This is a genomic window from Heyndrickxia sp. NPDC080065 (genome assembly GCF_050281185.1).
GTDB lineage: Bacteria > Bacillota > Bacilli > Bacillales > Bacillaceae_C > Heyndrickxia.
Window position 1 is genome coordinate 82,771 of sequence record NZ_JBNNWS010000010.1, and the last position, 22,009, is coordinate 104,779.

Sequence of the window (22,009 nt, forward strand, 5' to 3'; positions counted from 1 at the left end):
GTTGAAAATGAGAAATCTATAAATGGAGGGAGTTAGTAGGACTTCCTTTTTTATACAAATACATAATTACCAGCCTCCCACTTTTGATCTAAGTCTTAACGAATATTTAGTTAGAAAAAGATTAAAATAATTTTGAGTTACTAAATATTAAATTATTTGGGGGGCGTATGATGGTTTTTAATGTTTCACAAAAATTAATTAAAGACCACTTAGTTTCAGGGGAAATGAAACCTGGTCAAGAGATTGGACTGAAGATTGATCAAACATTGACTCAAGATGCAACCGGCACGATGGTAATGCTAGAACTTGAAGCGATGAAGCTGGATTATGCTAAAACAGAAGCGTCAGCACAATACGTAGACCACAATATTATTCAAGAAGATAGTAAAAACCCCGATGATCATTTGTTTTTACAGAGCGCGACTAAAAGATTCGGTTTATATTTTAGTCGTCCGGGAAACGGAGTCAGCCACCCAGTACATATGCAAAGATTGGCGAAACCAGGAAAAACATTGCTCGGATCGGATAGTCACACATGTGCAAATGGCTGTATGGGTATGCTGGCTATGGGAGCAGGGGGAATTGATGTAGCTATGGCCATTGCCGGAGAACCATTTTACGTGAAAATGCCTAAAATTTGGGGAATAAAACTGTCTGGTGAACTTTCTGATTGGGTAAGCGCTAAAGATGTTATTTTAGAATTGCTTCGACGATTTGATGTTAAAGGCGGAGTTGGGAAAATTATAGAATATTATGGTCCCGGTTTAAAAAATCTAAGTGCGATGGATCGACATGTTATTGCTAATATGGGTGCGGAACTTGGAGCAACTGGAACCGTTTTTCCTTCTGATGAAGAGATTAAACGATTTTTAAAAAGCCAAGGCAGAGAAGAGGACTGGATTGAATTAGTCGCAGATGATGGCGCGGAATATGATTTGCATGAGGAGATTAATCTATCAGAAATTGTTCCAATGATTGCGAAGCCTTCCAGTCCGGGAAATGTCGTTCCAGTCCAAGAAATTTCCGGAGAGCCTATTTATCAATCTTATATAGGATCTTCAGCTAATCCTGGATACCGTGATTTTGCAGTTGCTGCTGAAATGGTAAAAGGAAAAAAGATCGCAAAAGGTATTTCATTTGATATCAATCCTACTTCAAGGCAGATGTTAACGGATTTAGTGAAAGACGGTCATATTGCCAGCTTTCTTTCTGCTGGAGCTCGGTTACATCAAGCAGGATGTAATGGTTGTATTGGTATGGGACAGGCACCGGCTACAGGGCGGAACAGCTTACGTACAACACCTCGTAATTTCCCCGGGAGGTCAGGAACGAGAGAGGACAGTGTTTTTCTTTGTAGTCCGGAAACGGCATCTGCATCTGCATTAACTGGAAAAATTACCGATCCAAGGGAGCTTAAGGTCAATTATCCAAAAATAAAAGAACCTGAACAGCCAACGATTGATATTGATTTATTAGATGCACCCCTATCACCAGAAGAGGCTCAAAAAGTCGAACTCGTGAAAGGACCGAACATAGCTTCCATACCTGATATGGATGATCTTCCAGATGAGTTAGAGTTGCCGATATTATTAAAAATGGAAGATAATATTTCAACTGATGAAATACTTGCAGGAGGTGCCCGTGTACTTCCATATCGAAGTAATCTTCCCGAAATAAGTAAATTTGCCTTTGAATTAATAGATGAGACATATTATGACCGGGCAATGAAAATCCGGGAGAATGGGGGGCATGCTATAGTCGGGGGATATAACTATGGTCAAGGTTCTAGTCGTGAACATGCAGCGCTTGCACCAAGATCTCTAGGATTACGTGTTGCCTTAGTAAAGGATTTTGCTAGAATCCATTGGCAGAATCTAGTCAATTTCGGTGTACTGCCTTTAACTTTTAGTAATGAAAATGATTATGATCAACTGGAACAAGGAGATATTATTCAGTTGAGCGATTTGAAAAATCAAATTAAACAAGGGAACGAATTGACAATAAAAATAAAAGGAAAAGAATTAGCTATTAAAGTACATCATTCTCTTTCCGAGAGACAGATCGAGATAATGTTAAAAGGAGGCTTAATCAACTGGGTAAAAGATCGTCACAAATAAAGGCAGTTTTTGCCTTGGTTGTTAAATTCCTAATCGATATTTACTTCGTAAATCTTTGATTTTTACTTTGTAAAATCGTTGCCGATTTTGACCTGTTGTTTTCGAATTAAAAATATATCCATACAAATTTAGTAGTCTGGGCATCTTTTCGTAAATTCACTCATTATTCATTAGGAATTTGTATCTATAGAATATTTATAGGACTAGAAGCAACAAACTTTACGAAAAGAGCCTTAATAAAATATAGGAGGATATTATGGCAGACAGAAATCATATTTGTAAAGCTTGTGATGGAACTGGTCTATTGGCTGATGATGAAAACTGGCAATACAGATGTCCTGTTTGTGGAGGCGATGGTATACATGTATCTGCAGAAAATCGGGTACGATCTGATTCATTTTCAATTGATGACAATAATCGGGTTATGGAATAGGAAAAATTTAATATGCGTTACTAGTTATATAAATGAAGTAGTAATCCTTCAGTTTTCTAATTATAACCTCGTTGAATATCAACGGGGTTTATATGTGTATAAGAAGCCAGTAATTAGTCAAGAAATAAAGTAATTCTGACATTGGAAAGAATATGTTAAAGACAAGTTTTTAAATTAACAAACTAAATTAAAAAATATTATTGACTACCCTACAGGGGTATTGTATTATTAAATTGTGAGATAATTAAAGGAGGAACTAAATATGAAAGAAGTAACACTCAATGTACAAGGAATGTCTTGTGGACATTGCGTTAATTCTATTGAAAGTAATGTAGGGAAAATGAATGGTGTGGAATCTGTTAAGGTTTTTCTTAATACAGGAAAAGTTGATGTGACATTTGATTCTAACTTAGTAAGTTTAAATGAAATTAAAGATGAAATTGAAGAACAAGGCTATGATATAGAAGGTTAATGAGTACTAGGATGATCGTGCAGCTATCTTGCACGATCTCTTTTATCAAAAATATATACCCCCAGGTAGTATGTGGAGTAAGGAGTGAGAGATATGAGTCAAAAGGAAGCAACCCTGCAAATTGCTGGTATGACATGTGCTGCCTGTGCGACAAGAATTGAAAAAGGGTTGAAAAAGATAGAAGGTGTAGAAGACGCTAATGTGAATTTTGCCCTAGAAAAAACGAATATTAAATATGACCCGGATAAAACGGACGTAGCGGAATTTAAGGAGAAAGTCTATTCATTAGGATATGACGTTGTAACCGATAAAGCAGAGTTTGATGTTACAGGAATGACATGTGCGGCTTGTGCCAATAAAATTGAAAAACGGTTAAACAAACTAGATGGTGTAGATAAAGCTGCTGTTAACTTTGCATTAGAATCGGTTCAAGTAGAATATAATCCTGATCAAATCTCAGTTCCTGATATGAAAGAGGCGATCAAAAAATTAGGCTATACCCTTGAAGCAAAGAAAGAAGCGGGAGAACATGTCGATCATCGACAAAAAGAAATTGAAAAACAGCAAGGGAAATTTCTTTTCTCCGCGATTTTATCGATTCCATTGCTATGGGCGATGGTAAGCCACTTTGAATTTACCTCATTTATTTGGCTTCCGGATATGTTTATGAATCCATGGGTACAACTCGCTCTTGCGACACCTGTTCAATTTGTTGTCGGAAAGCAATTTTATATAAGTGCGTTTAAAGCATTAAGAAACAAAAGTGCAAACATGGATGTTCTAGTTTCCCTTGGCACATCTGCTGCTTATTTCTACAGTTTGTATTTAAGTATCATGTCAATTGGGTCTGAAACCCATATGGTTGACCTTTATTTTGAAACAAGTGCCGTTCTTATTACATTAATTTTACTAGGAAAACTGTTTGAAGCGAAAGCAAAAGGCCGATCTTCAGAAGCCATAAAGAAATTAATGGGCTTGCAGGCAAAAAGTGCAACTGTAGTTCGTAATGGTCAAGAGATGATCATTCCAATCGAAGAAGTACAGTTAGGGGATATCGTATATGTGAAGCCGGGTGAAAAAGTGCCAGTCGATGGTGAAATTATCGAAGGTAGGTCAGCACTTGATGAATCAATGTTAACAGGGGAAAGTATCCCAGTCGATAAGACAATTGGAGATACAGTCATTGGTTCAACGATTAATAAAAATGGGTTCTTAAAAATCAAAGCAACAAAAGTTGGAAAAGACACTGCATTAGCACAAATTATTAAAGTCGTTGAAGAAGCGCAAGGTTCGAAAGCACCAATTCAACGTTTAGCGGATGTAATCTCAGGAATATTCGTTCCAATCATTGTCGGAATTGCGGTCGTCGTCTTCCTTGTTTGGTATTTTGCTGTAACCCCTGGTGATTTCGCTGAGGCTTTGGAAAAGTTTATTGCTGTACTCGTTATTGCATGTCCATGTGCACTCGGTTTAGCGACACCAACATCGATTATGGCTGGTTCCGGTCGTTCAGCTGAATTTGGGATTTTATTCAAAGGCGGCGAACACCTTGAAACGACTCATCGTTTAGATGCGGTTATTTTAGATAAAACTGGTACAGTTACAAATGGAAAACCTTCTTTGACAGATGTCTTATTAGCGGAAGGGGTCAATGAAACTGAATTTCTTACACTTGTTGGCACCGCGGAAAAGAATTCTGAACACCCGCTTGCTGAAGCGATTGTGGAAGGAATTAAGGAAAAAGGAATTGAGCTTAGCTCATCTGAAACCTTTGAAGCGATACCTGGGTATGGAATTCAATCGATGGTGAATGGGAAACAATTGCTTATCGGTACACGCAGACTCATGGCTAAACAAAACATTAATGTAGAAGATGCAAAAGGTAAAATGGAGAATTTAGAGAAGCAAGGCAAAACAGCTATGTTAGTAGCTATTGATGGGCGTTATTCGGGGATTGTTGCTGTAGCGGATACAATCAAGGAAACATCAAAAGAAGCGATAAGCCGCCTCCACAACATGGGATTAGAAGTAGTCATGATTACAGGGGATAATACTCAAACAGCAAACGCCATTGCAGATCAAGTAGGCATTAAGCTTGTCATTGCAGAAGTATTGCCAGAAGGAAAAGCGGAAGAAGTGAAAAAGCTTCAACAAGCAGGTAAAAAAGTGGCCATGGTTGGAGACGGGATTAACGATGCACCTGCATTAGCAACAGCTGATATAGGGATGGCAATCGGTACAGGTACCGATGTTGCGATGGAAGCTGCTGATATTACACTTATTCGAGGCGATTTAACAAGTATTTCCGATGCCATCTATATGAGTAAAAAAACGATCATCAATATAAAACAAAACCTTTTCTGGGCGCTTGCCTATAACTGTATCGGTGTTCCGATTGCAGCTGCAGGTTTTCTAGCACCGTGGCTAGCCGGAGCAGCGATGGCATTTAGTTCTGTTTCAGTTGTTCTAAATGCATTAAGACTACAACGAATTAAGTTAAAGGTCTAATTTTCGGAAGGAGGAACACCCAATGAAACGAAGCGTTTTGATTTGGGGGCTATCGGCAATTGTGTATCTTGGAATTGTTATTGCCAGCTACAGTATTTACTCAAGTATGAGTTAAATTTACGTGAGTAATGATCGGGCAGTTTAAGTATCAATGTTAAAGTAAAGCTCAATATAAAAATCCCGAATGATCTATGTAATAGAGATTATTCGGGATATCTTATATTATTAAAAACGTTTTTTTCGTATTGACAAATAGTATAATAATAATTAATATTAATCTTGAATTAAGAACATTTTAATTCGAAATATAGGAAAAGAATTTAGTGAAAATGATCTTTGTATAAAAAAGAATTTTTTTTAGTAAATTATCTCGAATTCGAGACATATTTAAAAATATCAGTTGTAAAATATTCCGAACAGTGGTTGGAAAATAATAATAAAAGATAAATAGCACTTCGATTGAAAGGAGATAGAAAAATAATGAAAAAAGCAACTACAGGTATTCATCATATTACCGCAATAGTTGGAGATCCACAGGAGAACGTTGATTTTTGCGCCGGAATTCTTGGCTTACGATTAGTCAAAAAGACAGTAAATTTTGATGATCCGGGAACCTATCATTTGTATTTTGGTAATGAAGGTGGACAACCAGGAACGATCATGACGTTTTTTCCGTGGCCAGGAGCTTATAAAGGACGGATCGGAACTGGTCAAGTAGGAGTAACAACCTTTGTCGTACCAGAAAACGCATTCAATTTCTGGGAACAACGACTCTCTGCTTTTAAAATTCCAGTTACAAAAGACAGCCGATTCGGTGAAGATTACTTACAATTTGAAGATCCACATGGTCTTCAATTAGAAATTGTCGCTCGTCAAGAAGGACCTAAAAGCATGTGGGAATTCAATGGAATCACTCAGGATGAAGCGATCAAAGGATTTGGAGGTGCAATCCTTTTCACGGCTGCTCCTAATCAAACGATTGAACTTCTTGAAGAAGTCATGGGATTAGAAAAAGTCGGACAGGAAGGGAATTATGTAAGGCTTCTTGCCAAAGGTGATCTTGGTAATATAATAGATATTAAACTGACAGCAAGTCCTCGAGGCCAGATGGGAGCAGGTACGGTTCATCACATCGCATGGCGGGCTAATGATTTTGAGGATCATCAAGAATGGAGGCAGCATCTAGCAGAAAATGGATATTATCCGACAGATATTCGTGATCGACAATATTTTAATGCGATTTATTTCCGAGAAGCAGGGGGTATATTGTTTGAAATCGCTACGGATCCTCCTGGATTTTCTCGTGATGAGCCATTTGAAAAGATGGGAGAACAGCTAATGCTGCCTGCTTGGCTAGAAGAAAAACGTGAACCAATAGAAGATACACTCATTCCAGTAACAGTTCGAGAATTGAAGGAGGATGAATCATGAAACATTTTTTTCATAAAGGAAAGGACTTAAGTAAACCGACATTGCTTCTTTTGCATGGCACAGGAGGAACAGAAACAGATCTATTGCCAGTGGCGGGGATGATTGATGATACTGCATCAGTCTTAGGTGTTCGCGGCAATGTTACAGAAAATGGAATGCCGCGATTTTTCCGAAGACTTGCTGAAGGAGTTTTTGATGAACAAGACCTTATTTTTCGAACAAAGGAACTATATGAGTTTATCGATACTGCAGCAAATGATTACGGATTTGATCGAAACAATGTAATCGCTATTGGCTATTCCAATGGGGCAAACATTGCGGGGAGTCTTCTTTATCATTACAAAGATGCGTTAAGAGGAGCGATTTTATTTCATCCGATGGTTCCTCTACGTGGAATTGAATTGCCCAATTTAACTAGAACACCTGTCTTTATTGGAGCAGGAACAAATGATCCGATATGTAAACCTGAAGAGACAAATGAATTAGCTGAAATGCTGAAGGGTGCAGGAGCACAGGTTGAGACTCATTGGGAAAATTATGGCCACCAATTGACCCATACTGAAGTTCAAAAGGCTGCTGATTGGTACTCATTACTTAAGTAAAGGATGATTACATGAAATCCATTAATCCAGAAAGCCTCAGTGAACGTGAAAACTATAAATTATTAATTGGGAGTATTATACCAAGGCCAATAGCATTTGTTACCACACTTTCTGAAAAGGGTGTGTTAAACGGAGCACCGTTTAGCTATTTTAATATCGTTACTGCAAATCCACCAATGATTTCTGTTTCTGTACAAAGAAAAAATGGAAAACAGAAGGATACAGCAATAAATGCGATTCAAAAAAAAGAATTTGTTGTTCATATAGCTGATGAATCATACATCAAAGCATTAAATGAAACTGCAGCAAGCTTTCCACCTGAGCAAAGTGAAGTGGAAGCCGCCGGATTAACTCCGGTTAAAAGCGATAGGATAGACGTTCCGGGGATTCAAGAGGCGAAAATTCGAATGGAATGTTTGTTAGAAAAAGTAATACCGCTAGGCGGTGATGAGCCAAGTTGTGATTTACTTATTGGAAGAGTCGTCTACTTCCATATTGCTGAAGAGCTTTATGAAAACGGACGAATCAATGCCAGTCAATTGCAGCCTGTCAGTCGTCTTGCGGGAAGCAGTTATTCGAAGTTAGGAGAACAGTTTTCCCTGGAGCGACCACAGTGAATTAGAGAAATAGTATTTATATTAATTGAGCTTTTATATCAAATATTTTAACAACAAATCTTTAGTAATACATTTTTGTAGATAATAAACTGCGGGGCACATGGATGTGATTTCAGTCAGGAAAATAAGCTGTTCATGTGCCCCACAGGACTTTATCAAAGGACTTTTTTTGTGATCAAAAACTCTCTTACTAAAATAGCAGATTGCGCAAATTGTAATCCTAATTGCCAAGCTCCAATTCCTCTTAAACGATATTTAACCACTAATTCCAGCTTTTGGGCACGAGCCCTTGAATCCTCAAACCATACAATGTGTCTCTTTCCTGATTCATCTCTATAGGAATAGAAAGGCTGTTGATATTCAGTAGAATATTGGATTGGAACTTGATATTTCATAGCTGTTGCCGTTGCACTAGCAACAGAAACAGCACGGGCACTCTCTACGGTTCCATTGGACATTGTCCATTCATATCCATATCGTGGAACACCAAGAATAATTTTATCTGATCTTATTAGATTAAGGGCATATCTTATAGTTTTTTCTACTTCTGTAATAGGGGCAACAGGTCCAGGTAGACTACTTGCCTCATGAAAGTCGTAAGCCATAATAAAAATAAAGTCAACAGCTGCACCAATTCCTCCGTAATCATACCCCTTTAACCACGAAACTTCATCATTTGTTTTAGCTGGTACTGCAACAGTTGTAAAATATCCTTCGGGTTTCAAACGCTCTCTTAATGAATGTAAAAAGCCACTATATAAGTCCCTTTCACTTTCACGAACTCGTTCAAAATCAATATTTACTCCAGCATAGTTTTTACTCTTGACTAGGTTGTAAATATTATTAATCAAGCGCTCTCTTAATTCAGGCGAATTTAAGACTCGTCTTGTTAATTCGGGACTAAATCCAGTCGTTGTTAGATTTGTTATAACTACAAGTGGTGCAACCTTATGCTCTCTCATGATCCTAATTAGTTGCTCATCATCTAATGTACTTAAACTCCCATCTTCGAGAAAATGGTACTCGAAAATTCCGAAATAAGTATTAATAGGAGCAAAGTTTTGAACAGTCATTAGATTTCTTTCAGGTGTAGAAGGAGTTATATAACTAAAACCTTCTGATTCATATTTTGGTCTGGGCGGTAAATATAACTGCATTCCTACCATTAAAAGATCGGATTGCAGACCATTAATGAGACGGATCGTTTCCAAAGAAATCAGACTCATTTGAGAGATGGAATATAGCGAATCACCAGGCTGAACAGTATACACATTTGTTGGAATAAGTAAATCTTGCCCTGGAACCAATCGATCCGATGTTAATCCGTTCATTATCCGAATACTTTCCAAAGTAACTTTGTATTTTGTAGCTATGGAATATAAGGAGTCACCCATTTTCACTACATATATAAACATAGATCTACCCCTTTTTCAAAATAGTTATTAGTTTAAATATATGTATTTGCATTATAAGAATGATTAGTAAATATTTTTTTGGTGGTGGAGTAATCATTATTTTTAATTAAAATAAAAAAAGGAGATGGGTATCTCCTTTTCCTTGTCTATTGTTTCAACTTCTACACATAAAAACACAGTTCATGTGTTTTTATGGAATGTGATTGTAGTCTTTATACAAAAAAATATAGAATAGAGAAAATGAAATTTTATCTTGTCCAAGCTAGGGATTATTTTTGGATTTTGAAAACAATTATTGGATTAATAGCTTAATTCCCGTAATGCAAACACCGATAATAAATCCGCAAATGGCCCCGTTTACTCTAATCCATTGCAAATCTTTACCCACATTATTCTCGATCATATCGATCAACATTTCGTCATCGAGTTTATCTAAATTTTCTTGAACAAGTTTTCCTATTTTAGAATGGTTTGTTTCAATAAAATGAGTGATTTGTGTATGCAGCCAGTTTTCGATATTTGTGATTTTATTTTCATCTTCACTAAGTTTGTTGAGTAAATCATTTAATAATGGAAATAGGTAATTATCCCAAAAATGATCATTATGAATAAATTCAATCGATTGTTTGGACAAGTTTTCCAAAATGACTTCTAATTGCTCATTAGGATCCCATTGTTGTAAAAATGTTTCCTTTAAGCCTTCGATTTCATGAACGACCTTCTCATTATTTTTAAGGTTGTCTAATCTGAAATGGATGGAAGAAAGAAGTTTTTCACGGTTCTGGCTATCAGGTTGTTTTAAATCACTAATAATATTTTTTAGAAGTTTTTGAATAAGTTTTCCAAGTTTTTCTTCGTTTACTAAACTTTGAAATGATTTTAATGCAAATTGCAAAAACCCATCTAATTCTATTTTGTTAAGTGCCTTCACCGCTGCTGAACCTAATTGTAATTTACTTTCTTCTTTTGAAACCCATTCTTCCCCTTGGTTCAATAGGTAATCCAGTGTTTTTTGATCATATTGACGATCAAGTATAAGATTAACAACATTTGCAAGAAGAGAATTTATGTTATATGAACCAAGGTAACCTTTAATTTGCTTTGTAATAATAGGGGCGAACTTTTTAATATCTATCTGAAGGATCAATTGTTCAATAAATGATAGTAGTCTCTTTTTAAAGCTTTCGGAATAAATTTCTTTTTTAGCAATTATAATAAGTTTTTCTGTTAGTTGAATGTTTTTTAATTTATTTACGATACTTTCTTTTGAGAGCCAATCTCTTTCAATTACTGAAACTAGTGCTTTTGTCATTCGTTTTCTATTCTTCGCTAATAAAGAGGTGTGGGGGATTGGTATCCCAAGCGGATGTCTAAATAAGGCAGTAACCGCGAACCAATCGGCTAAACCTCCAACAATTCCTGCTTCAAAACCTCCATGTAGTAAGCCCAGAAAAGGATTCGTATGTTCAAAAGGAAGTGTTGCAACAAATCCTACTCCCATAATAGAAAGTGACGTACGGGCTAAATATCTAGAGTTTTTTACCATAATCAAATCATCCTTAAAGATTAATCTTTTAATAATACCGTTTATTCATTCGAAAATAAATAGGCTATTTCCGCGAATATATTGAAAAAATCGCGGATATTTTAAATCTGTCTATTAATGACGAATTTTATCTATACTACATGAATTTTACCTGTTCTATTTATATTTTTCAAAGCTTTAAGCAGGATTTCTTTCCTAAAAGAGCGAATCTAAAGATGAATGAGATGCAAATAGGAGGCTATTTGAATGAATTCTTTCACCATTCGTAGGGCAATAAGAGAAGATGTCGACCAATTAATGAATCTATTGTATCAATATATTGTAGATTTTTATAAAAGACCCCGACCAGATGAAAAGGATGTTCAGGAGCTTATCCATCATTTATTAAAACATCCAGAAGCAGGTGTTCAATTTATTGCAGAATCAGAAGGAAGGCTCATTGGCTTTTCTACCTTATATTTTACATTCAGAACAACACGGGTGAAAAAAACTGCAATCTTAAATGATCTATTTGTTTCTCCAGATGCGAGGGGAATGAAGGTTGGGGAACAGCTTTTTAAAGAAAGCTTAGCATTTACAAAGGAGAACGGTTATGCAGGGATGTCTTGGCAAACCGCACATGATAATTATGTTGGGCAATCTTTATATGAAAAAATGGGCGGTACGCAAACTAATTCGGAATGGCTGCATTACGAGATTAATCATTTTTAATGCGAAAGGAAAATTAATTAGACAATAGTCCCCCAAATAATTAGGGGGACTGTTTGTTAGGTTTAAGTGAAGAGTCTTATTCTTTTACATCATGAATATATTCAAGCGGTGTAACTTTTGCATCTTCAAGATTTGGCTTTTGGAAATCAATTTTTAAAATAACCATATCGGCATATTTTTCGTTTTTGTCAGGAGATTGGACATGGATTTTCAATTTAATTTCATACCAGGTTTTTTTCGGTTGCACCGTATGATCATTATTGATTGAAAGTTTGGTAATTCGATCAGGAGTCCAAGTCGCCTTGTCACCATGCTCCTTTTTCACTGCTTCTGTTACAGCAGGTGTTACTGCTTTGATTATCATTTCTGGAGTTGGCGGTTTAATTTTCATTTTGTCATCATGATGAATCGTCTCCGCCATCACAAGTGAAGAATTGCCAATCAGAAAGAAAAAAAGGATAAGTATAGTTGCCTTTTTCATTCAAATCACCTCGATGATAATTTTTCCATCAAATCTTTTTCTATACATCATTTTTCGAGGATGTAGAAAAAAGAGTTTTCCACTGATTACAGAAAGAATAATTGTTGATAAATCTATTTGAAAGAAGGAAAACAAAATGAATCGTTTAAAGGATAGGATTGCTATCGTTACTGGTGCAAGTCGTCGCAGGGGGATAGGGGCAGCGATTTGTGAAGAACTAGCTCGTGAAGGCGCTGATATTTTCTTTACCCATTTTAAACCATACGATCGAAAAATGGATTATTACTTAGAGGAGGATGGGGATTATCCTAATGAGTTAGCTAATAGCTTGAATAAAATGGGTGTACGAGTTGGTTCGATGGAAATTGATTTGAGTCTTCCAGATTCACCACAAAAACTTTTAAATGAAGTAGAAAAACAATTAGGTCTGCCATCAATTCTTGTCAATAATGCAACATTTAGTATAGATGTAGATTATAAGACGATCACTGCAGCTATTCTTGATCAGCATTATGCAGTGAATGTTCGTGGTACATGTTTGCTTACGACTGAGTTTGCGAAAAGAATCGAAGGCTTACAATGTGGGAGAGTAATAAACTTAGTTTCAGGACAAGATAAAGCACCCGAGCCTGGGAATTTGGCTTATGTAACAACAAAAGGTGCTATCTCCGCCTTTACATTATCTATTGCTCCACATTTAGCTAGACAGCGAATTACTGTAAATGCCATAGATCCAGGTCCAACTGATACAGGATGGATGAATGAAAAACTTAAAGAACATTTATTACCAAAATTTCCGATGGGAAGAATTGGACAACCAACCGATGCGGCTAAACTAGCAGTTTTTCTAGCGAGTGATGATGCAGAATGGATTACAGGGCAAGTGATTCATTCTGATGGCGGGTTTTGGGATTAAAATCAACAATGGTTAGAGGAATTGTCCTTAATAAAATAGTATTTTATCTTTTTTTAGTTTTTAAAAAGAATTGCATATTTAATTAACCTCATTGGAAAGGATTTAAATCATGGAATTTATTATAAACAGTGAAAATTTTAACGAAGCAATTTCCGAAGTTAGTAAGGCAGTTTCTACAAAAACGCCACTTCAAATATTAACAGGTATTAAGGTGACTGCAAGCTCCGATTGTTTAACTTTAACTGGAAGCAATTCGGATATTATCATTGAAAAAAGTATTCCATTAATGAAAGATGGAGTAAAGATAATAGAAATAGTACATGAGGGTAGTGTTGTTATTCCTGCAAAATTTTTAAGTGAGATTGTTAAGAAATTACCAGGAAAAATTCATCTTAAAGTGAATGATAATCACTTGATTACAATTCAATCAAATGAAATTGTTACAAGCTTAAATGGCTTAAATTCGCAAGAATACCCGCGTATCCCTAAGATAAATAAAAACTATGACCTAAAAATTCATGGGAATGAATTAACGGAGATCATAAAGCAAACCGTATTTGCAGCTTCAAAAAGCGAAATGAAGCCAGTATTAACAGGAGTACATATGTCCTTCTCAAAGGATAAACTTACTTGTGTAGCAACGAACTCTCATCGTTTAGCGATGCGGGAAAGAATGATCCAATCGAATATTCAATGTTCCATCGTTGTACCTAGTACAAGTTTAAATGAATTATTAAAATTGACGGAATTTGAATTAAGTGAAATCAAACTATTTATTACAGAAAATTATATTGTATTTCAATCCGATTCAACTACTTTATATTCCAGATTAATAGAAGGAGTTTATCCAAACACTTCGGGTTTAATACCAACTGATGTAAAAACAACTATTACTTTGAATACGAAACAGTTTTTAAAAGGGATTGATCGTGCTTGTTTGTTTGCAAGTGAATGGAGAAATAATAATGTAAACCTATCGATAATAGAGGGGTCTAAGTTAAAAATATCCTCGAATTCATCAGAAGTTGGAAAAATAGAGGAAATTCAAACTTTAAAAGAGATAACTGGTCAAGATGAACTGTATATATCTTTAGATGGAAGTTTTCTAAAGGATGCATTAAAAGTTATTAGGGAAGAAGAAATAAAAATTAGCTTTAGTGGTTCGATGAGGCCCATCTTAATTGAACCTGTGGGGAATCCTACATATCTGCAACTTATTTCACCAGTAAGATCGTATTAAGGGGAATACAAAATCTGGATAACATTTCAATTGTAAGAATATATGGAGGGATAGTTATGGCAAAGTATCCAGCGTTTAAACTATTTTCTACTTGCTCTTAGCAAAGACTGCTAATAAAGTTTTTGTTGAGTAAAGTTTTTATAGGTTAGTAGTCTTTGCAAAATCTTTAAATTTTTTAAAGAGGAGCAAAGCCGATGAAATATTTGAATGCACAAAATGTATTACCCAAGGAAGTATTAACGATTATTCAAGAATATATAGATGGAGAATATATTTATTTCATGAGAGGCAGGAGCTTGGTTAACACTAGGCTCCTCTTTATTTTCAAAGAATTCTTAAATGAGTGAAGGAAATCTACGATAAAGATAATATTTCAACGATAACCAAGCGAATTCAACCATCAATAAAAGAAATAGATACTTATCAGCCGAAAAAATAGAAATACAAGCCCAACATTCGTCCGAAATAGCCGAAATTTCGGCAATTTAATTAACGAAAAATTATATTTATTTAGTATTTTCAAAGATAAAGAGTTTGGCACGATAATTGCATTATTAATAAGTGAAACTATTTTAAAGGGGGAATATGTTGTGAAAGCTGCAGTTGTTAATCAATTTAAAAAGAAGCTTGAAATTAAGGAAATTCCAATTCCTATACTTGATTATGGAGAAGTACTAGTGAAGATTGAAGCATGTGGAGTTTGTCATACAGACCTTCATGCTGCACACGGAGATTGGCCGGTAAAACCGAAGCTTCCACTTGTTCCTGGACATGAAGGAGTTGGGATTGTTGAAGAAGTAGGTGAAGGAGTTACCTCGATTAAAGTGGGAGATCGTGTAGGAATCCCATGGCTATATTCCGCTTGTGGAGAGTGTGAATATTGTCTAGCAGGGCAAGAGACATTATGTTTGAACCAATTAAATGGAGGGTATTCAGTAGATGGGGGATATGCTGAATATTGTAAGGCTCCGGCTAATTATGTTGCTAAAATTCCTGAAAATGTAGATTCTGTTGAGATTGCGCCTATTCTTTGTGCAGGTGTTACTACCTATAAAGCTTTGAAAGTATCAGATGCAAAACCAGGTGATTGGGTTGCAATCTATGGTATCGGTGGTCTTGGACATGTTGCCCTCCAATATGCGAAAGCAATGGGCTTTAATGTGATTGCTGTGGATATTCAAGATGAAAAACTTGATCTTGCCAAGAAGCTAGGTGCCGATCTTACTATTAATGGTTTAAAAACAGACCCTGTCCAAGAAATTCATGATAAAGTTGGAGGAGTCCAGGCATCTGTAAGTGTAGCCGTAACAAAGAAAGCCTTTGAACAAGCATATCAGTCAGTGAAACGCGGGGGGACATTAGTAATCGTCGGATTACCACATGATGAATTGCCAATCCCTATATTTGAAACAGTATTAAATGGAGTTACTGTTAGAGGTTCGATCGTAGGAACGAGAAAAGATATGCAGGAAGCCCTGGAATTTGCAGCGCAAGGAAAAATCAAAACAAACATTGAAACTGCTTCACTTGAAGATATTAATGATGTATTTGAGAGAATGGAAAAAGGTCAAATCAATGGAAGGGTAGTTTTAACACTTTAGTTCATGTGATAAAGTGGAAATTATCAAATTACTTGTGTCTTTAACATTTTTAATCGGTTTGGAGCGCTTATTCTAAATGTTAAAACGCAAGATTAAGAACAAAAGCGCAAGCGCCTTGCTCATCGGCGTACGGATTTCGTAGTCTTCGACTGAGATAAAGGAAACACTGCGAGGGACGAGCCGATGTTGACTTATCGTAGGGAGGAGACGGAGAAATCCGCTAGCCGATAGGCGCTGGAGCTAGACGGAAACCTCGCTCTTCGTAAAGTTATTCACAGTGCGAGTCTTTTATAATTACGCTAAAACGAATAAAAAGGACACTCGCCATCTATTCAGCGATCGAGTGTCCTTTTTCATTTAAGATATATCTTAATTTGCGTATACTAATGTTTAGTTTTTTTGCAGCTTCCCCTCGATTCCCCATAGTTTCTTGTAATGTCCTCATAACAAATGCTTTTCCTGCTGTGATTTCAAGCTGTTTAATACAATCAATGACTTGATCATAGGAACTCTCTTCTTCCTGCCAAATTTCCTTCAATTCTGCGACCCATTGATTAATATAAACATCAAATGCAAGTGGATTATGTTTTTTGTTCATAGATGGTAATTCTTGCTCGAGAATGGAAGAGTTGCATTCTTTCCTGATTTTTTCTGGCAAGTAAGAGGGGGTTATGATTGCCGTTTCCCCCTCAGCTAAAGTAAGAGCTAGTTTTACCATATTTACTAGTTCTCTAATGTTTCCAGGCCATGAATATTCTTGCATCAGTTTCAAAGAATCCTCCGAGAAGGATAGATCCGTTTTGTATTTTTTTAAATAATAGGATAAAAATAAAGGGATGTCTTCTTTTCTATTTCTAAGTGGTGGAATGATTAGTTTTACTACATCGATCCGATATAAAAGGTCTTCTCTGAATGTTTTATTTTCTACAGCTTCCGCTAAATTAACATGTGAAGCAGCAATGATTCTCGTATTAGTTCTTCTTACCGATTCATCTCCTATTCGCATAAATTCTCCTGTTTCTAAAACTCGTAAAAGTTTCACTTGAGTGGATAATGAAGCTTCACCTATTTCATCTAAAAATAAAGTTCCTTTATTCGCAATTTCAAAGATTCCTTTTCGGTCTTTTACTGCTCCTGTAAACGCTCCTTTTTCATGACCAAACAGCTCACTTTCTAGAAGGGATTCAGATATAGCACCACAATTAATACCAACGAACGGCTGTGATTTTCGTTCGTTTGCTTGATGGATAAAGTGGGCTAAAACCTCCTTGCCTGTACCAGTCTCACCTTCAATTAGCACATTGACATTTTTTTTCGCAATTTTATAAGCTAATGTAATTAAATGGTTCATTTCTGTGCTGTTTCCCACGATTAGTCCAAGATTTTCTGCAAGCTGATGCATTTCATGTTGTGAATTTGCTTGTGTACTGACTAAAAGCTGTTCAACTAAAGATTCTACCTCGTCGATGTTATCAAAAGGCTTTTCAATATAGTCATTGGCTCCAAATTTGATTGCTTCAACTGCTGTTTTAACCGTACTGTAGCCAGTCATAATAATAACCTTACATAATGGATTTAACTGTTTCAGCTTTTTTAATAGTTCGATTCCATTTATGTCGGGAAGCTTGACATCAATCATCGCTAAGTCATAGTTCTTTTTTGGGGCTAGCTGTTGAAAGTCTTTTCCACTATATCCTATTGTGATGTCAAATCCTTTACTAGTTAGTAAATGAAATAAAAAATTTCCTACTTCTCGTTCATCATCGATAATTAAAATGTTCGCCATACTCTAACCCGCCTTCAATATGTGTTGGAAGGATTAATGTAAAGGTACTTCCATTTTCGTACATGCTATTTACTTTAATTGTCCCGCCATGTGCCTCTGCGATTCCTAAGCTTACTGATAATCCTAGTCCTGTTCCTTTAACAGCTTTTTTTGTTGTGTAGAAGGGGTTAAAAATCTCTTGTATCCTATCTGCTTGAATTCCAGCGCCATTATCTGTGACGGATAGTGTAACCCACTTTTTTTCACCTTCCATATGTATGTTGGATGCAATCGTAATTTTTTTCTGCTTGGAATGACAGTTCTCCAATGCATCTTTTGCATTTAACAATAAATTAATTATGATTTGTCCTATTTGCTGAATGCTTCCGTTAATTGGGAGCATCGGTTCCTCTTTTTTTACTTCGATATGAATATTTTGTTTTTCAATTTGGTAACCAATAATGCTTAATACTTGATCTATTGCCTCATTAACAGAGAACTCTTCAAATAAATACTCATCCTGCCGTGAAAAGGTAAGTAAATTTTGAATGATATGCTTACATCGTTTGCCACAATGATAGATATCTGTAAGTAGCTTGTAGGACAAGTCATTTTTTTCTGTATTTCTTAAAAGCAATTGGGAATTTCCTAATACAGCGGTTAACGGATTATTTAATTCATGGGCTACACCAGCAGCCATTTCACCAATAGCTGCAAGCTTACCTGATTGAATCAGCTGAGCTTCGATTATTCTTTTATTAGATACATCTTTTAAATAAAGGATCATCCCATCCATCTCATCGATTTCATTAAACACTGGGTATGAATGAACCTCACATATTCTTTGATTAAACAATTTTAACTCTTCATAGGAAGGTTCCCTTGTATGAATGCATTTGAGTAACAGTTTTTTAAAATCCGTTTCCTGTCCGAATGCTTCTTCTAGATTTCGTTCATCCTTTAAGTTTAAATCGTTTTTTGCTGCATCATTCATACGCAATATTTTTCCATTAATATCAACTACAATAATCATATCTTTTACTGCGCGAAAGGTATTCTCCCATTCTTTTTTACTATTTAAAACCTCATTGAAAAGTCGGACATTTTCTAAGCAGACAGCTAGTTGGTCAGACAATTGTTGGAAAAAGGAAAGGTCTGCGTGATTATATTGAGTCTCTTTTTTACTGCTAATACAAAGTACGCCTATGATATTGTCTTTACTAAAAAGGGGAATGGCGAGAACACATTTCATTTTCATTTTGGCTAATATATCTAATTCTAAATATTGCTGTATACGGCTCCCATTTGAAATCTTTTGATAGACCATTTCCCTTGAATCGATTGCTTCCCAAAATAAGGACTTCTCTTTATAAAAGATCAATTCATAACCGGAATCTTTCCACTCCATTGGATATAAATTGGACATCATTAATTGGTTGTTTTTTCGAATAGATAGGCTGATATGGTCAATGAAAAAGATCGTTTTTAATTTATCGCTTATGTTTTTTAACATCCCATCCATGGACATGTTTACATTAAAGCTTTTCATCACATCATTAATGATTTCAAGCTGTAAGTTTTTCTTTTTTGTTTCAGCGATTGTTTTTTTCAATTCTGTATAGTAGTTTCTTTTGGATGATTGAACACCTGTCAAAAGTTCAATCATTTCATCCCTTTTGACCATTTGAATTTCCTCCTACAAGGCTTGTCTAAATAGAGCTTCAATATCTTCAATCGTAATATCGCGTGGGTTAGTAATAATACATGCATCCTTGATAGCGATTTGGCTCATTTCCATAATGGACTCTTCTATCAATCCCATTTCAGTTAGTCGCTGTGGTGCGCCAATATCTAAGGACAGTTTTTTTACATGATCGATTGCTTTTCTACCAGCTTCTATCGGTGAGAGGGTGTCAACTTTTTCACCTAAAAGCATGGCCATTTCTTTATATTTTTTCGGAGCTGCTATAAAGTTAAACTCCATAACATGTGGAAGGAGACAGGCATTTACATCACCATGTAATAATGGAAAGCGACCGCCAATGGCATGTGACATCGCATGTACAGCGCCTAATATGGCGTTAGAGAATGCAAGTCCTGCTTGCAGGCTTGCCATTGCCATCTTTTCTTTTGCTTCTTGATTCAAATGAGATGCGACAGATGGACGTAAATACTTGGCAACGAGCGAGATAGCGTTTTTTGCTTGAACATCTGTTAAAGGTGTTGCAGCGATACTGACATACGCTTCAATGGCATGTGTCAGTACATCCAGTCCTGTAGAAGCTGTTAATCTCTGACTTTTAGTGGTTAAGGTTTGTGGATCAACAATGGCAATATCAGGAACAAGTGATTTAGAGACAATGGTCATCTTTTTTTTATTTATCGAATCGACAATAATTGAAAATTGCGACACTTCAGAACCGGATCCTGCTGTTGTTGGTACCATAATCAGTGGTGGCAATGGAAAATCGATTTGATCAACCCCTTCATAATCATGGATTTTGCCGCCATTTGATACGAGAATAGCGATAGCCTTTGCCGAATCAATAGCACTTCCGCCCCCAACTCCTATAACAGCATCACATTCATTTTTTTTATAAATGGCAGCTCCATTATCTACCTCATAATCTTTCGGATTTTCAGTAATATCACTGAATGTTGCATATTTTAGTCCAGCTTTTTTGCATCCATTCACTACATGCTCCAGCCACCCAGCATGAATTACACCTGGATCAGTGACAATGAGGACATTTTTTGCCCCTAATCTAATGCAGCTCTCCCCGACTTGATGAATGGAGCCGTTTCCAAAAATCACTTCTGGCATTACGAATTTGTTTATTAACATACATTCACCAACCTTATTTATAAAAATGTCTAAATTTGTAGTTATACGGACTTTTGGCTGGAATCCATATAATTAGGATTTAGCTTTTTAGAATTAAATGATTGTTTTAAAGATAATGTTCGCTTTTTGTCGGATATTCTCCTTTAAGAAATACAAGAAAATATAGTTAACTTGTTCTATTAAAATAAAATGCTATTTGCAATTAATTAGAATAATGGTAAAGTTGGATAAATATACAAATTATATTAAAAATATGAAGGGGGAAATAGCATGTTTCCAGTACTAGAAACAGAAAGACTAAGATTAAGAGAAATAACTGAGAATGATGCTGAAGCAATCTTTTCTTATTTTTCAAAGGATATTGTAACGAAGTATTATGGACAAGAAACATTTGTCAGTATTGAACAGGCTAAGAAGTTTGTAGAGCTATTTTCAAAAAATTTCACTGATAAACGCGGGATTAGATGGGGAATTGAGAGAAAAGAAGAGAATGGCCTAATTGGAACGATTGGATTTAATGCATGGATACCACATCATAAAAGAGCAGAAATAGGATATGAACTCCATCCTGATTTTTGGCAAAAAGGGTATGCATCAGAAGCGGCTAAAAAAGTACTTGAATATGGAATAAAAGAGCTCGGTCTTACTCGAATCGGTGCTGTCGTCTTTTTAGAAAATACAGCTTCTAATCAAATGCTAACCAAATTGGGATTTCAAAAAGAAGGGGTCCTAAAAAATTATATTTATCAGAACGGTGTTCCTCATGATACAAATGTTTATGGTTTGGTTCCAGTAAAGTAAGCTATTTAGTACAGTTTTTATTAAGGTTCTTTTCTTCAAACGATTAAGATTAACAATTTAATATAAAACAAAGAAGTGGATTTTTTATCCACTTCTTTGTTATTACATATAGTTCTTACCAAAAAGGAATTTTAAAGGAAGAAAGCTAGTATAAATCCTATTAATAAAAATAAAACAGAACCAAAGTTAAAACAGTTGATTCTTAAGGAACCAATAGTTCTATTAATTTTATATTTATTTTTTAATCCTATATAACTTTTTGCCACTAAAGTCTCACTTGCATTAGTGAATAGACCTCCCGAACTTGAAAAAAAGATAAAAATGGCAGAGAAAAATACTCCTACAAAAAAAGTTGCATCTAGTAGTCGAATATTGAATTTGTATGCAATCAAATAAGAAAGAACCAGTTCAACAATCATAACTATAAATGTAAAGATGACAAACTTAATATAATTCATTTTATCCCTCCTTCAAAGTAATGAAAGTATATCTTTAGTACTTCTTTGTT

19 protein-coding genes are annotated in these 22,009 nt (G+C 35.6%); 12 read left to right on the top strand and 7 right to left on the bottom strand.

The features are described 5' to 3' along the window. The first annotated feature begins 170 nt into the window (after positions 1 to 170). The 7 genes from ACQKP0_RS13595 to ACQKP0_RS13625 all read left to right on the top strand — a co-directional run bounded on the left by ACQKP0_RS13595 (position 171) and on the right by ACQKP0_RS13625 (position 8,180). Complete coding sequence (locus tag ACQKP0_RS13595) at positions 171 to 2,117, top strand: aconitate hydratase (RefSeq protein ID WP_427406394.1); 1,947 nt, start codon at positions 171 to 173, stop codon at positions 2,115 to 2,117. A 256-nt stretch (positions 2,118 to 2,373) separates the two neighbouring features. Continuing rightward, a complete protein-coding gene (locus ACQKP0_RS13600; protein ID WP_427406395.1) occupies positions 2,374 to 2,550 on the top strand; it encodes a hypothetical protein in 177 nt (58 codons plus the stop codon). 262 nt (positions 2,551 to 2,812) lie between these two features. Next, a complete protein-coding gene (gene copZ / locus ACQKP0_RS13605; RefSeq protein ID WP_427406396.1) occupies positions 2,813 to 3,022 on the top strand; it encodes a copper chaperone CopZ in 210 nt (69 codons plus the stop codon). 93 nt (positions 3,023 to 3,115) lie between these two features. Then, the gene (locus tag ACQKP0_RS13610; RefSeq protein ID WP_427406397.1) at positions 3,116 to 5,530 is read left to right on the top strand and encodes a heavy metal translocating P-type ATPase; all 2,415 of its coding nucleotides are present in this window, start codon (positions 3,116 to 3,118) and stop codon (positions 5,528 to 5,530) included. A gap of 480 nt (positions 5,531 to 6,010) precedes the next feature. Next, positions 6,011 to 6,961, top strand: a complete 951-nt coding sequence (locus ACQKP0_RS13615; protein ID WP_427406398.1) for a ring-cleaving dioxygenase — start codon at positions 6,011 to 6,013, stop codon at positions 6,959 to 6,961. Next, a complete protein-coding gene (locus tag ACQKP0_RS13620; protein ID WP_427406399.1) occupies positions 6,958 to 7,563 on the top strand; it encodes an alpha/beta hydrolase in 606 nt (201 codons plus the stop codon). Before ACQKP0_RS13615 ends, ACQKP0_RS13620 begins: the two co-directional genes overlap by 4 nt. An 11-nt stretch (positions 7,564 to 7,574) precedes the next feature. After that, on the top strand, positions 7,575 to 8,180 hold the full coding sequence (locus tag ACQKP0_RS13625) for a flavin reductase family protein (protein WP_427406400.1): 606 nt from the start codon (positions 7,575 to 7,577) through the stop codon (positions 8,178 to 8,180). 155 nt (positions 8,181 to 8,335) lie between these two features. On the opposite strand, the gene ACQKP0_RS13630 is transcribed toward ACQKP0_RS13625, so the two are convergent. Next, entirely contained in the window at positions 8,336 to 9,595 is a 1,260-nt protein-coding gene (locus ACQKP0_RS13630) for a glycosyl hydrolase family 18 protein (RefSeq protein ID WP_427406401.1), read from the bottom strand. Between the two features lie 292 nt (positions 9,596 to 9,887). Next, positions 9,888 to 11,141 (bottom strand): DUF445 domain-containing protein, encoded by a 1,254-nt coding sequence (locus ACQKP0_RS13635; protein ID WP_427406402.1) that lies wholly within the window; start codon positions 11,139 to 11,141, stop codon positions 9,888 to 9,890. A gap of 246 nt (positions 11,142 to 11,387) precedes the next feature. On the opposite strand from ACQKP0_RS13635, the gene ACQKP0_RS13640 reads away from it, so the two are divergent. Next, entirely contained in the window at positions 11,388 to 11,852 is a 465-nt protein-coding gene (locus tag ACQKP0_RS13640; protein ID WP_427406403.1) for an N-acetyltransferase family protein, read from the top strand. Positions 11,853 to 11,928: 76 nt separating this feature from the next. Here ACQKP0_RS13640 and ACQKP0_RS13645 read toward each other — a convergent pair whose 3' ends face one another. Continuing rightward, entirely contained in the window at positions 11,929 to 12,333 is a 405-nt protein-coding gene (locus tag ACQKP0_RS13645) for a DUF3888 domain-containing protein (RefSeq protein WP_427406404.1), read from the bottom strand. Positions 12,334 to 12,469: 136 nt separating this feature from the next. Here ACQKP0_RS13645 and ACQKP0_RS13650 point away from each other — a divergent pair, with 136 nt between their 5' ends. From ACQKP0_RS13650 to adhP, 3 genes are all read left to right on the top strand, one after another. Then, positions 12,470 to 13,249 carry an SDR family oxidoreductase gene (locus tag ACQKP0_RS13650; RefSeq protein ID WP_427406405.1) on the top strand — a complete coding sequence of 260 codons (780 nt, stop codon included), beginning with the start codon at positions 12,470 to 12,472 and terminating at the stop codon, positions 13,247 to 13,249. A gap of 109 nt (positions 13,250 to 13,358) precedes the next feature. Further along, on the top strand, positions 13,359 to 14,489 hold the full coding sequence (gene dnaN / locus ACQKP0_RS13655) for a DNA polymerase III subunit beta (protein WP_427406406.1): 1,131 nt from the start codon (positions 13,359 to 13,361) through the stop codon (positions 14,487 to 14,489). A gap of 590 nt (positions 14,490 to 15,079) precedes the next feature. Further along, complete coding sequence (gene adhP / locus ACQKP0_RS13660) at positions 15,080 to 16,090, top strand: alcohol dehydrogenase AdhP (RefSeq protein ID WP_427406407.1); 1,011 nt, start codon at positions 15,080 to 15,082, stop codon at positions 16,088 to 16,090. A 328-nt stretch (positions 16,091 to 16,418) separates the two neighbouring features. Here adhP and ACQKP0_RS13665 read toward each other — a convergent pair whose 3' ends face one another. The 3 genes from ACQKP0_RS13665 to ACQKP0_RS13675 are packed head-to-tail and all read right to left on the bottom strand — an operon-like array spanning position 16,419 to position 20,700. Next, positions 16,419 to 17,876, bottom strand: a complete 1,458-nt coding sequence (locus ACQKP0_RS13665) for a sigma-54-dependent transcriptional regulator (RefSeq protein WP_427406408.1) — start codon at positions 17,874 to 17,876, stop codon at positions 16,419 to 16,421. Then, positions 17,851 to 19,539 carry a GAF domain-containing sensor histidine kinase gene (locus tag ACQKP0_RS13670; protein WP_427406409.1) on the bottom strand — a complete coding sequence of 563 codons (1,689 nt, stop codon included), beginning with the start codon at positions 19,537 to 19,539 and terminating at the stop codon, positions 17,851 to 17,853. The genes ACQKP0_RS13665 and ACQKP0_RS13670 overlap by 26 nt, the downstream gene beginning before the upstream one ends. 12 nt (positions 19,540 to 19,551) lie before the next feature. Next, positions 19,552 to 20,700, bottom strand: a complete 1,149-nt coding sequence (locus tag ACQKP0_RS13675; RefSeq protein ID WP_427406410.1) for an iron-containing alcohol dehydrogenase — start codon at positions 20,698 to 20,700, stop codon at positions 19,552 to 19,554. 270 nt (positions 20,701 to 20,970) lie between these two features. On the opposite strand from ACQKP0_RS13675, the gene ACQKP0_RS13680 reads away from it, so the two are divergent. Next, positions 20,971 to 21,501 (top strand): GNAT family N-acetyltransferase, encoded by a 531-nt coding sequence (locus ACQKP0_RS13680; RefSeq protein WP_427406411.1) that lies wholly within the window; start codon positions 20,971 to 20,973, stop codon positions 21,499 to 21,501. A gap of 131 nt (positions 21,502 to 21,632) precedes the next feature. On the opposite strand, the gene ACQKP0_RS13685 is transcribed toward ACQKP0_RS13680, so the two are convergent. Continuing rightward, positions 21,633 to 21,959 (bottom strand): hypothetical protein, encoded by a 327-nt coding sequence (locus ACQKP0_RS13685; RefSeq protein ID WP_427406412.1) that lies wholly within the window; start codon positions 21,957 to 21,959, stop codon positions 21,633 to 21,635. Positions 21,960 to 22,009 lie beyond the last annotated feature (50 nt).